The sequence below is a fragment of the Brevibacterium sp. Z349TD_9 genome (assembly GCF_056173565.1).
Map to the genome: position 1 here is coordinate 84,500 of NZ_CM149680.1, position 11,890 is coordinate 96,389.

The 11,890-nt window shown below is 68.2% G+C and carries 9 protein-coding genes and 1 pseudogene; 6 read left to right on the forward strand and 4 right to left on the reverse strand.

The genetic code is table 11. The features are described 5' to 3' along the window. The first annotated feature begins 45 nt into the window (after positions 1-45). The 3 genes from AC0VYB_RS00360 to AC0VYB_RS00370 all read left to right on the forward strand — a co-directional run bounded on the left by AC0VYB_RS00360 (position 46) and on the right by AC0VYB_RS00370 (position 3,450). Complete coding sequence (locus AC0VYB_RS00360) at positions 46-822, forward strand: 3-oxoacyl-ACP reductase (protein ID WP_009379773.1); 777 nt, start codon at positions 46-48, stop codon at positions 820-822. 111 nt (positions 823-933) lie between these two features. Further along, a complete protein-coding gene (locus AC0VYB_RS00365; RefSeq protein ID WP_009379763.1) occupies positions 934-1,692 on the forward strand; it encodes a type 1 glutamine amidotransferase in 759 nt (252 codons plus the stop codon). Between the two features lie 75 nt (positions 1,693-1,767). Continuing rightward, the gene (locus AC0VYB_RS00370) at positions 1,768-3,450 is read left to right on the forward strand and encodes an alanine/glycine:cation symporter family protein (protein WP_313450475.1); all 1,683 of its coding nucleotides are present in this window, start codon (positions 1,768-1,770) and stop codon (positions 3,448-3,450) included. A gap of 42 nt (positions 3,451-3,492) precedes the next feature. Here the strand turns inward: AC0VYB_RS00370 and AC0VYB_RS00375 are convergent, their stop codons facing one another. From AC0VYB_RS00375 to AC0VYB_RS00390, 4 genes and pseudogenes are all read right to left on the reverse strand, one after another. Further along, positions 3,493-4,221 carry a hypothetical protein gene (locus AC0VYB_RS00375; protein WP_063248758.1) on the reverse strand — a complete coding sequence of 243 codons (729 nt, stop codon included), beginning with the start codon at positions 4,219-4,221 and terminating at the stop codon, positions 3,493-3,495. Positions 4,222-4,378: 157 nt separating this feature from the next. After that, positions 4,379-4,609: pseudogene (locus AC0VYB_RS00380) on the reverse strand (DUF6114 domain-containing protein); the annotation flags it as partial. 104 nt (positions 4,610-4,713) lie between these two features. Continuing rightward, the gene (locus AC0VYB_RS00385; protein ID WP_101624246.1) at positions 4,714-5,328 is read right to left on the reverse strand and encodes a DUF6230 family protein; all 615 of its coding nucleotides are present in this window, start codon (positions 5,326-5,328) and stop codon (positions 4,714-4,716) included. Between the two features lie 189 nt (positions 5,329-5,517). After that, on the reverse strand, positions 5,518-6,159 hold the full coding sequence (locus AC0VYB_RS00390; protein ID WP_095376603.1) for a GntR family transcriptional regulator: 642 nt from the start codon (positions 6,157-6,159) through the stop codon (positions 5,518-5,520). 268 nt (positions 6,160-6,427) lie between these two features. On the opposite strand from AC0VYB_RS00390, the gene AC0VYB_RS00395 reads away from it, so the two are divergent. The 3 genes from AC0VYB_RS00395 to AC0VYB_RS00405 all read left to right on the forward strand — a co-directional run bounded on the left by AC0VYB_RS00395 (position 6,428) and on the right by AC0VYB_RS00405 (position 11,683). Further along, positions 6,428-7,474, forward strand: a complete 1,047-nt coding sequence (locus tag AC0VYB_RS00395; RefSeq protein ID WP_009379748.1) for a 1-aminocyclopropane-1-carboxylate deaminase — start codon at positions 6,428-6,430, stop codon at positions 7,472-7,474. A gap of 27 nt (positions 7,475-7,501) precedes the next feature. After that, positions 7,502-9,952 carry a transketolase-like TK C-terminal-containing protein gene (locus AC0VYB_RS00400; protein WP_009379746.1) on the forward strand — a complete coding sequence of 817 codons (2,451 nt, stop codon included), beginning with the start codon at positions 7,502-7,504 and terminating at the stop codon, positions 9,950-9,952. A gap of 336 nt (positions 9,953-10,288) precedes the next feature. Then, positions 10,289-11,683: an NAD-dependent succinate-semialdehyde dehydrogenase gene (locus tag AC0VYB_RS00405; protein ID WP_009379743.1), complete on the forward strand. Its 1,395-nt coding sequence runs from the start codon at positions 10,289-10,291 to the stop codon at positions 11,681-11,683. Positions 11,684-11,890: the final 207 nt, after the last annotated feature.

Here is an 11,890-nt window from a genome sequence, read left to right on the forward strand (position 1 = left end):
CACCAACTCAGACACACCACCTCAGACACATCACCAAGGAGAACCATGACCACAGCGGCAACCCGACTCAAGGACAAGGTCTGCGTCATCACCGGCGGTGCCTCGGGCATCGGGCTGGCGAGCGCGAAGCGGCTCGCCGAAGAGGGCGCGAAGGTCGTCATCGCCGACCTCGACGAGGCTCGCGGCCAGGAGGTCGCCGAGGAACTCGGCGGGCTCTTCGTCCGCGTCAACGTCGCCGACGAGGAGGATGTGAAGAACCTCTTCGACACCACCGTCGAGCACTACGGCCGGGTCGACGTCGCGTTCAACAACGCCGGCATCAACCCCACCGAGGACAATTCGATCCTCACGACCGACCTCGCCGCGTGGCAGAAGGTCCAGACGGTCAACCTCACCTCGGTCTTCCTCTGCTGCAAGTACGCGCTCACCCACATGGTCAGGCAGAGGTCGGGATCGGTCATCAACACCGCATCGTTCGTCGCCCTCATGGGGGCCGCCACCTCGCAGATCTCCTACTCGGCCTCGAAGGGCGGGGTGCTCTCGATGAGCCGAGAACTCGGGGTCCAGTTCGCCAAGGACGGCATCCGCGTCAACGCCCTGTGTCCCGGACCGGTGAACACGCCGCTGCTCCAGGAGCTCTTCGCCGCCGACCCCGTGCAGGCTCAGCGCCGCCTCGTCCACGTGCCCAGCGGCCGCTTCGGTGAGCCCGAGGAGATCGCCGCGGCCGTGGCGTTTCTCGCCAGCGACGATTCGACGTTCGTCAACGCCTCCACGTTCACCGTCGACGGCGGCATCACCTCGGCGTACGTCACTGCGGAGTGAGGGCGGCGGCTGAGTTGGGGCGTGCGGGGCTCTCGGTCAAGCCGGAGCGCACTTTTCGGGCGTTCCTCGCATCGCAAAGTGCTCGCCGGCTTGACCGAGGAGAATGAGGCCATGGCAGACGTGAGGATTCTCGTCATCGAACACGAGAAAGGCACCGGTCCTGAACGCTTCGGGCAGTGGCTCGAGGAGGCCGGCGCCGAGGTGGTCGTCGTCCGTCCGTACCTCGGCGAGGCGATCCCGGCCCCCGGCGACTACGCTGCGCTCCTCGTCCTCGGCGGCGCCGCAGGTCCCCTCGAGGACACGGCGAATCCGTGGTTTCCGCAGGTGAGGGAGCTGCTGCAGCGCTCTGCTGGCGGTGAGTTCCCGAGCTTCAACGTCTGCCTCGGCGGGGAGCTGCTCGCCGCGGCCACGGACGCGCGGATCTCCCGGCGGGAGCGCCCGCAGATCGGGATCTACGATCTCCGCACCACCTCGGCGGGGGAGTCGGACCCGGTCTTCGCCGCACTCGCCGGACGGACGCTGCCCTCGGTGCTCTTCCATCAGGAGGAGATGAGCCTGCCGGAGGGTGCGGAACTCCTCGTCACCGGCTCGGACGCGCCTGTGCAGGGGTTCCGGGTCGGCGAGTTCGCGTGGGGGACGCAGTTCCACCCGGAGACCGACGCCGTGCAGATCGCCCGCTGGCTGTCCTCGGACTCGGTCCCGCTGCCCGAGGGGAAGACGGCCGAGTCGATCGTCGAGGAGGTCCGCGCCGCCGACGCGGAGCTCATCGCGTGGGGCCGCGAGCTCGCGCAGAGATTCGTCGAGTATCTGCGCAGGCGAGAGGGCCGAAACGGCGCTGGGGCGGATGACGTCAACCTGACAACGAGCTGAGCGCTTGTTAGGTTGATGCTGGGTGCCGGTCCCGGACCGATCCTCCGGACGAATCCCTCACTCGCACCCGTGCGCATGAATTCCATAACTGAACACCTGTCCCAGCTCTCGGCCGTCGAGGCCCCGACCGGCACACTCCAGGCCGCCGACACAGTGCAGGCCGCCGGAATCGACCAGGCGATCGAGTCCTTCCTCGGGCCGATCGCGCAGACCTTCAGCAGCATCGTCTTCTTCGAGCTGCGCATCGGCGACCTCGGCATCCCGCTCATCGTCGTCTGGCTCATGGCCGCCGCGGTCTTCCTCACGATCTACCTCCGCTTCCAGCCGGTCACAGGTCTGAAGTACTCGCTCGGCATCATCCGCGGACGCTTCACCCGCAAAACCGACCCCGGTCAGGTCTCGAGCTTCCAGGCGCTCGCCACCGAGCTCTCGGGCACCGTGGGCCTGGGCAACATCGCGGGTGTGGCCGTGGCGATCACGGTCGGCGGACCGGGCGCTGCGCTGTGGATCATCATCTTCGGCTTCTTCGCGATGACGGTGAAGATGGCCGAGGCGACGCTGGGTGTGAAGTACCGGCGCATCAACGACGACGGCACGGTCGCCGGCGGGCCGATGTACTACCTCCGCGACGGACTCGCCGAGATCGGACGCCCGAAGCTCGGGAAGTTCTTAGCCGCGTTCTACGCCCTCACCGCGGTCATCGGCGTCATCGGTGCCGGCAACCTGTTCCAGGCGAACCAGGCGGCGTCGATCCTCGTCGGCGCCACCGGGGGCGAGGACAGCTTCCTCGCCGACAAGCTCTGGCTCATCGGCGTCGTCATCGCCGTCCTCACCGCGCTCGTCATCCTCGGCGGGATCCGGAAGATCGGGCAGTGGACGTCGAAGCTCCCGCCGATGATGGCGATCCTCTACTTCCTCTCCGTCATCGTCATCCTCATCGTCAACGCGGGCGCCATCCCCGGCGCGTTCGTCCTCATGGTCGAGGGCGCGTTCAGCCCCGACGGCATCGCCGGGGGCATCGTCGGCGTCGCGATCGTCGGCATTCAGCGGGCGCTGTTCTCCAACGCCGCGGGCATCGGCTCGGCCGCGATGGCCCATGCCGCGTCGAAGACGACGAAGCCGGCGACCGAGGGCTTCGTCGCGATGTGGGAGCCGCTCATCGACTCCGTCATCGTCTGCACGCTCACCGCGCTCGCGATCATCACCACCGGGCTCTACACGACGAGCACCGAGGACGGCATCGGGCTGACCGCCGAGGCATTCGGCACTGTGAGCAGCTGGTTCCCGATCCTGCTCACCGTCGCCGTCGTCCTCTTCGCGTTCTCGACGATCCTCGCCTACGGATACTACGGGCAGCAGGCCCTGGGCTACCTGACGGGGAACTCGAAGAAGGCGGACAAGGCGTACCAGATCTTCTGGATCCTCGCCGTCATCGTCGGCGCCTCGATGTCGCTCGAGTCGGTCATCGCCTTCTCGGATGCGATCTTCTTCCTCATGGCCCTTCCCAACCTGCTCGGCATCTACTTCCTCTGCCGCATCCTCCGCCTCGAGATCCTCCGGCTGCGGAAGAAGATCGACGTCGGGGTGGTCACCGAGATCAGCCCGCCGGAGCTCCAGGTGGGCATGGGCGACCATGAGCCCACGTCGGAGCAGGTCGCCGCCGCCGAGGCGGGACGCCGGCGCAAACGCGACCGGCTCCGCGAGGTGCGCAGCACGCTCAGGGAGAAGAAGCTCGCCCGCGCGAAGAAGGGCGAGTGAAGCGGCCGACCGGCTGTCCGGTCGGCCACCTCACTCCGCGGCTCAGGGCTTGACGATCTTCTGATCGGTGTTCGAGTAGCTGATCGAATCGGCCATCGAGCCGACGAGGCCCATCGTCACCCGCACCAGTCCCGGTTCGACGTCGTCGAGCGGGGGCGGGGTGTCGGTGCCGATGGTCAGCGACTTCCCGTCCTTCGTCGTCGCGGTGATCGACCCGATGTAGACGCTTACATCCCCCTTGAGCGTCATCTCGTCCGCCTTGGTCACGAGGCCCGGCTCACCGGGCGGGCGGACCGTGAGCGAGAAGCCGGTGATCGTGATCGAATCAGCGGTGATCTTCAGCGCCCGGATCGACCCGCCGTCCGCGGTGGGCACCGAGACGATCGAGACGCCGCTCAGCCCCGTGAACGAGAGCTTCTCCGAGCCCAGCGACGCCGGGGTCTTCGCGAAGATCGGCGCATCGTCGTCCTCCGTCGCCTCGACGGGTTCCGGCGACTCCGTCGGTGACGGGGACTCCGTGGGCTCCGGGGACTCTGTCGGCGACTCGGTCGGACCGGGTGACGGAGACTCGGTGGGCGACTCCGTCGGGGTGGGACCCACGCTCGGTCCCGGCTCGGCCGGATCCCCGCACGGGGACTGCGGACTGCACAGCGCCCCGGAACCGGGCCCCACCTCGGCGGCGGAGGCCCCCATCGACGTGAGCACCGTCGCGGGAACGGTGAGGGCGAGTGCCGAGAGAGCCAGCGCGGCGCTGCGGACGGGCGCCCTCATACGATGCCTTCCCGGCTCGCGGTCTCCGCGACGTCCCTCCGTTCGTCCCCCGATCCGACGGACTCTGCGCTCGATTCATCGCTCGGTTCGCGGGGCCCATCCACGCGACGACGAGCACGGCGCCGATGCTCGCGAGCAGCATCCCGAGGATGAAGCCGCCGAGATTGACCCCGACGAGCGAGTAGACCGCGATGATGAGCGCGAGGATCCCGTAGAACACGTGGTGGACGGGCATCGCCATCGCGAGGGCGCCGAGGACGACGAGGGTGATCGGGATGATCGTCGCCTGGAGCCCCTCGATGCCGAGCTGGATGTGGAGATTGCCCGTGTCGAGCTGACCGGAGAAGAAGAGCTCGATCCCGCCGAGGATGACGAGGAGTCCGCCGATGAACGGCCGCTGTCGACGCCAGCGCCGGAAGCCTCCGGTCCGCTCCGTCCGGTGGCGACCGCGGCGTTACTGTGTGTTCGCTCGTCGTGTCTGTGCGCTCGCCATCAGAAGCACGTCTTCGATCCGTCGGTGAGCTCGAGCTTCATCCCCTTGAGGGTGAAGACTGACGCCTGAGTGCTCCACGCCGTCTGCTCGAGTCCCGAGATCGAGATGGTGTCCGAATCCTGGGCGAAGTCGCCCGCAGTGCCCTTGGCCTTGGTGTTGACGCCGGAGGCGTCGACGCCGATGCGGATGTTCGAGAACTCGGCGTCGCCCTTGAGTCCGGTCATCCCGATCTGCAGATCGCTCGCCGTCGCTGGTTCGTCGCCGCCGCCGGCGGTGATGAGCACTCCGGCCTTGCCGAGCGGCGTGTCGGTGACCGCGGATTGGCAGAGATCGCTGAGCTCGGCGCTCTTGATGTTCGCGATCGCGACCGTGTGCTTGCCGCCCTCGCTGTCCTCGGCGGTGCCGCCGTACTGGGAGAACCCCGTGCCCTCGAGCTGGGAGGCGCTGATCTGGAACTGGCTTCCCGACACCGAGAACGAGACCGGCACGGCACCCTGCGCGACACCTCCCATGAGACCGGCGGAGACGACGCCGGCGGGAATCGCGACGAGGGCGATCCGTCCGGCGTATGACGAGGTGAGCTTGCTGATGTGGCGGAACTTCGGGAACTTCATCGATCCTCTTCCCGACGCCGACGACTGCGTCGGCGCCTCAATATGTGACGTAAGTTACTACGGGGTGTTACTGGCGAGTATATCGATCGTCCTTTCAGACGCAACACCCTCTGAGGTCGCCGATGGGGGAGGGCTCCTTGTGTGCGGGGTGTTGAGGAGGGGGCGCGGCAGGACGGACGCCGCGAGAGTTCACCCCTCGAGGACGGACCAGTTCTCCCTGGTCAGGGTGACGGCGAGGTCGTGGTCGCCGGCGCGGATCGCGGCGAGGATCTCGATGTGCTGCTCCGGCGAAGCCGACCCCTTCTCCGAATCGAAGTGGAGGTATTCCGCACGGCGCAGCGTCGCGGTGACGACCTCGAGATGGTCGAGGATGAGCGGGTTGCCGCTGCGCGTGAGCGCCACCGCGTGGAAGTCGTCGTCGGCGGCGATCGCGGCCTCGCTGTCCGCGGCCTCGAGCGCGGCCTGGAGGCGTGCGTTCGCCTCATCCATCTCGGCGACGTCGTCGGCGTCGAGGTGCGGCAGTGCGAGCTTCATCCCCAGCGCATGGAGTTCGGCGGCGACCTGGCGGGCGTTGATGATCGCCGCAGGGTTCTCCGGGGCAACGCGGGTCATCTTCCCCGGCTCCGCGACGACGAGGCCGGCCTGGGCGAGGCGTTGCAGGGCCTCGCGCACCGGGGTGCGGGAGACCCGCAGCCACGACCCGAGCTCCTGATCGCGCAGCTGCTCTCCCGGTGCGAGCTGACCGCGGATGATGGCATCCCGTATCGACCGGTAGACGTCGTCGCGCAGCAGCGTGCGGTGCGGGATCGGTGACGCCTCGGGTATCGGCACGGCTGCTCTCCCTGTCTATGCGGTGACGGCTGGTCTGTACGGTGACAGCTGATCTGTGCGGTGACGGCTGGGTGGCCAGCCCCTGTGAATCCTGACATGTGGGATGGTCGGTCGCTCCTCATTGTAGCGACGCTCGGAATGCAATATATTGCATATCGTGAGGTGGGTCTCAACGACGAGGCCCATCCACCACTGCTCGTGACCCGACTGCCCGTGACCCGACCGACAGCGACACAGTCCCATCACCGCCCCCAGAGACGAGGACGCCATGGCCATCACCGACTTCGAGCGCTACCCCCTGACCTTCGGCCCGAGCCCCGTGCACGAGCTGCGCCGACTGAGCGACCACCTCGGCGGGGCGACGATCTGGGCGAAGCGCGAAGACGTCAACTCGGGTCTCGCATTCGGCGGGAACAAGACCCGCAAACTCGAGTACATCGTCCCCGACATCCTCGCCTCGGGCGCGGACACCCTCGTCTCGATCGGCGGCTACCAGTCCAACCACACCCGCCAGGTCGCCGCCGTCGCCGCGCACCTCGGACTGAAGTCCCGCCTCGTCCAGGAGCGCTGGGTCGACTGGGACGACCCGGTCAACGACCGGGTCGGCAACATCGAGATCTCACGGATCATCGGCGCCGACGTCCGCCTCGACGACTCCGGTTTCGACATCGGCATCCGCTCGAGCTGGGAGGACGCGATCGCCGAGGTGGAGGCCGCCGGCGGCACCCCGTACCCGATCCCGGCCGGAGCCTCGGAGCATCCCCTCGGCGGACTCGGGTTCGCGAACTGGGCGTACGAGGTCGCCGGACAGGAGGCCGAGCTCGGGGTCTTCTTCGACACCATCGTCGTCTGCACGGTCACCGGATCGACGCACGCCGGCATGATCGCCGGCTTCGCCGCCCTCGAAGCCGCCGGCGGCCGGCCCCGGACGATCATCGGCATCGACGCCTCGGCGACGCTGGACAAGACCCGCGAGCAGGTCACGCGGATCGCGAACCGCACCGCCGACCTCATCAGGCTCGGCCGCGAGATCACACCGGCCGAGGTCGACATCCGCTCCGGCTGGCAGGGACCCGCCTACGGCATCCCCGACGAGACGACGGTCGCCGCGATCCGCACGACCGCCGAACTCGAAGGCGTCATCCTCGACCCCGTCTACGAGGGCAAGTCGATGGCCGGACTCATCGACCTCGTCGGGGACGGGACGATCGGTGCGGATTCGACGGTCCTCTACGCCCACCTCGGCGGACAGCTCGCCCTCAACGCGTACAGCTCGATCTTCTCCGAGACTCCGACCCCCGCCACGACCCGCTGATCCCCCTTTCTCGAAAGGCACACGACCATGGCCGCGAACGACCAGCAGAGCACCGTGAACACGCCGAGCACCGACCAGCGCGACGCCGACGAACTCCACCAGTTCGAGACGTCGATGCAGGTCAGCCCGCCCGGCACGAACGACAGGCCGCTGACCGCCTCGGCCTCGGGTGAGGACGAGGTCCTCGACGAGATCGCCCAGCGCGTGCTCTGGCTCGCCACCTCGATCATCGACCGCGCCAACCGCGGGCGGGCCAACAGCGACGGCGTCAAGGTCGGCGGACATCAGGCGTCCTCGGCGTCGATGGCCGGCATCATGACCGCACTCTGGTTCACGACGCTGCGCTCTGTCGACCGCGTCTCCGTCAAACCGCACGCCTCCCCGGTCCTCCACGCGATCAACTACCTCCTCGGCGACCTCGACGTCTCCTACCTCGACACCCTGCGCTCGCGCGGCGGCCTCCAGCCGTACCCCTCGCGGACGAAGGACCCCGACACCGTCGACTTCTCGACGGGATCCGTCGGCATCGGCGCGACCGCCCCGATCTGGGCGGCCCTGGCCCATCGGTACGTCTCCGACCGCTTCCCCGACACCCCCTCAGCCGGTCGTTTCTACTCCCTCCTCGGCGACGCGGAGATGGACGAAGGCGCGGTGTGGGAGGCGATCATCGACCCCGAAGTCCGCGCGCTCGGCGAAGTCACGTGGATCGTCGATCTCAACCGCCAGTCCCTCGACCGGGTCATCCCCGACGTCCAGATCCAACGCCTCCAGGGCATGTTCGCCGCCGCCGGCTGGCAGGTGCTCACGTGTCAGTGGGGGCGCCGGCTCGAGACCGTCTTCGCCGGTGAGGCAGGTGAGGCGCTGCGGCAGCGGCTCGTCTCGATGCCCAACCCCGAGTACCAGCGTCTCCTGCGTGCCCATCCCACCGAAGTCCACGACCGTCTGCTCGCCGGCTTCGCCGAGGCGGACGCCGCCTCCCTGCGCACCGTCACCGACCGCTTCGCCCCCGACGACCTCGCCTCCCTCATCCGCGACCTCGGCGGCCACGACCTCGGCCAGCTCGTCGACACGTTCGACCAGATCGACGACACGCGTCCGACCGTCGTCTTCGCCTACACGATCAAGGGCCGTGGCCTTGCCACCGAAGGCCACCCCGGCAACCACGCCGCGCAGCTCACCGAGGACCAGATGCGCGACCTCGCCGCCGCCTCGGGGATGGACCTCGAGAACCCATGGCAGACCTTCGACGCGGACACCCCGGCCGGTCGGCTCTGCGTCGAGACTGCCGAGCGCCTGCGCCGGGAGCCGATCACCACCCATGCCGTCGCCGAGGTGCCCGCCGAGCTCGGGTTCACCCCGAAGGCCGTCGTCTCCACGCAGGCCGCGCTCGGACGGTTCCTCGCCGACCTCAAGAACGTCGCCCCCGAGGTCGCCCGCCGCGTCGTGACCGTCTCACCCGACGTCGCGACGTCGACCAACCTCGGCGGATGGATCAACAAGACCGGTGTGTGGTCACCGGCCGGACGCGAGGACTGGTTCTCCGACGACCGGGAGCGGGTGCTCAAGTGGCACGAGGACTCGAGCGGCCAGCACATCGAGATGGGCATCGCCGAGATCAACCTCGTCTCCCTCGCCGGTGAGCTCGGCACCACCGGGCAGCGGTGGGGTCAGCCGCTGCTGCCGATCGCGACGATCTACGATCCGTTCATCAACCGCGCCCTCGAACCGTGGACGTTCGGGCTCTACGCGGGCGGACGCTCGATCATGGTCGGCACTCCCTCCGGTGTGACCCTCGCCCCTGAAGGCGGGGCGCACCAGTCGTTCAACACTCCGTCGGTCACTCTCGAGATCCCGAAGCTCACCAGCTGGGAGCCGGCGTTCGCGCAGGACCTCGAATGGACGCTGCTCGAAGCGCTGCGCGACCTCGCCGATCCCGACGGCGACTCCGCGTACTTCCGGCTGACGACCCGGCCCGTCGCCCAGGAGCGTGCCGCCGTCCCCACCGATCCGCTCCTGCGCGAGCGCCGCAGGCAGCAGGTCATCGCCGGTGGCTACCGGCTGAGCGACCATCCGGCGAGCGAGGACGCGGTCACCCTCGTGGGCGTCGGGGCGATGATGACCGAGGTCCTCGACGCCGCAGAAAGGCTCGAGAGTCTTGGCATCCGCGCCGGTGTCGTGTGCCTGACCTCGCCGTCGAAGATCTTCCGGGCCGTCCAGGAGCGGACCCGGGTGAGTCCGAGCCCGCGCTCGGCCATCGCCGACGAGCTCTTCCCCGCCGCACACCCGGCACCGCTCGTCACCGTCCTCGACGGCCACCCGCACACGCTGTCGTTCCTCGCCGGCATCCGCGGAGACCGGACGCGCAACCTCGGCGTCAGCGACTTCGGGCAGGCCTCCTCGGTCTCCGAGGCCCACGAGATCCACGGCATCGACACGGTCTCGATCGTCTCGAACGCCCTCGACCTGCTCGGGAGGTGAGCGTCACCGGCGCCGAGGTGGGTCCCCCGCCTCGGCGGGTGCGGACCCCTGATTCGGCAGGTGCGGGGGTCCTCGAACCGGCCTGCCGAAACCGTGACAGCCGTAGTCCTCACCTACGGAATCCGTCGATTGATTCGCGGAATCCGCACAACCTCGGCGGGGGCATCGGGAGGCTCGGAGTGCTGATGATACCCCCAGGTTCCGGCACTTGTTGCTCAGGTCACGTGTTGATAGCGTGAGAGTCAGGCATACGCGATCCGTCGATTCGGGCGGCGTCGCAGTAGGCAACCGCTTCCCTGGAATCACCCAGGGTGCCATGAGTCAAAGGAGTCTGGAATGAGCAGTTCAGTCAGCGCCGCGACCGGCTACCGGGTCGAGAACCCGGCCACGGGCGAGATCGTCGAGCGGTTCGACACCGCCACCGACGAGCAGATCGGTCAGGTCATCGACGAAGCTCAGGCTGCTTACCTGAAGTGGCGTGAGAAGAGCATCGAGGATCGTGCCGCGATCGTCAACAAGGTCGCAGCCCTCTTCGGTGAGCGCAAGGAAGAGCTCGCGAAGATCATCGCCGAGGAGATGGGCAAGCCCATCCCCGAGGGCATCGAGGAAGCCGAGTTCTGCGAGGCGATCTTCAACTACTACGCCGACAACGGGCCCGAGTTCTCCAAGGACGAGGAGATCAAGTCCTTCTCCGGCGGCAAGGCCTACATCCAGCGCCGTCCCGTCGGCGTGATCCTCGGCATCATGCCGTGGAACTTCCCGTACTACCAGGTGGCCCGCTTCGCCGCGCCGAACCTCGTGCTCGGCAACACGATCATCCTCAAGCACGCTGAGATCTGCCCGCGTTCGGCGGCCGCGATCCAGCAGATCATGGATGACGCCGGCGTGCCCAAGGGCGTGTACAACAACGTCTACGCCTCGCACGACCAGATCGAGACGATCATCGCCGATCGCCGTGTCCAGGGCGTCTCGCTCACCGGGTCCGAGCGGGCCGGGTCGATCGTCGGCGCACTCGCCGGCAAGTACCTCAAGAAGGCCGTGCTCGAGCTCGGCGGATCCGATCCGTACATCATCCTCGACACCGACAACCTCGACGAGGCCGTCGACACCGCATGGGGCACCCGCCTGTACAACACCGGCCAGGTCTGCAACGCGAACAAGCGGATGATCGTCATGGACGACATCTACGACGACTTCGTCGCCGGGATCACCGAGCGCGCGAAGTCCTCGGAGAAGTCGAACCCGTCCGAGCCCGTCGAAGGCGGATACTCGCCCCTGTCCTCGCGGTCTGCCGCGGAGAACCTCCGCAAGCAGCTCGAGCGCGCGGTCGAGCAGGGCGCGACGCTCGTCGGCGGCGAACTCGCCGACGACGGTTCGGCCTACATCACCCCGGCCGTGCTCACCGGCGTGACCTCGGACATGGATGCGTTCCGCGAGGAGCTCTTCGGACCCGTGGCCACGGTCTACAAGGTCTCGAGCGACGACGAGGCCCTCGAACTCGCCAACGACACGGACTTCGGCCTCGGCGGTGCCGTGTTCTCGAAGGACGAGGAGCGCGCGGCGAAGATCGCCCAGCAGCTCGACGTCGGCATGTCGAACGTCAACACCCCCGCCGGTGAGGGCGCGGAGATCCCGTTCGGCGGCACGAAGCGCTCGGGCTTCGGCCGCGAGCTCGGCCCCTACGGCATGGACGAGTTCGTCAACAAGCGCATGTACTACGTCGCCGAGTGACACCCTGACCGGGGTGCGCCGCTGAGCAGTGCTTGTCGCTGACTCAGACGGCGGGGCACGGTCGGTCGGTTGCACGTTCGGTTGCACGTGAGCGGGCGTCGCGTCCGGTGCGGGAGAGTCCTCCCGGGCTGGGTGCGGCGCCCGCTTCGCGTGCCCGAGCTCGTCTTTCGGGCGCACCCGGTGGCACCGCGCACGCCACTGCGCCCC

Excerpts from the sequence above, each read along its gene's own strand:
- AC0VYB_RS00360 (WP_009379773.1), top strand. The coding sequence starts at position 46 with ATGACCACAGCGGCAACCCGACTCAAGGACAAGGTCTGCGTCATCACC.
- AC0VYB_RS00365 (WP_009379763.1), top strand. The coding sequence starts at position 934 with ATGGCAGACGTGAGGATTCTCGTCATCGAACACGAGAAAGGCACCGGT.
- AC0VYB_RS00370 (WP_313450475.1), top strand. The coding sequence starts at position 1,768 with ATGAATTCCATAACTGAACACCTGTCCCAGCTCTCGGCCGTCGAGGCC.
- AC0VYB_RS00375 (WP_063248758.1), bottom strand. The coding sequence starts at position 4,221 with ATGAGGGCGCCCGTCCGCAGCGCCGCGCTGGCTCTCTCGGCACTCGCC.
- AC0VYB_RS00385 (WP_101624246.1), bottom strand. The coding sequence starts at position 5,328 with ATGAAGTTCCCGAAGTTCCGCCACATCAGCAAGCTCACCTCGTCATAC.
- AC0VYB_RS00395 (WP_009379748.1), top strand. The coding sequence starts at position 6,428 with ATGGCCATCACCGACTTCGAGCGCTACCCCCTGACCTTCGGCCCGAGC.
- AC0VYB_RS00400 (WP_009379746.1), top strand. The coding sequence starts at position 7,502 with ATGGCCGCGAACGACCAGCAGAGCACCGTGAACACGCCGAGCACCGAC.
- AC0VYB_RS00405 (WP_009379743.1), top strand. The coding sequence starts at position 10,289 with ATGAGCAGTTCAGTCAGCGCCGCGACCGGCTACCGGGTCGAGAACCCG.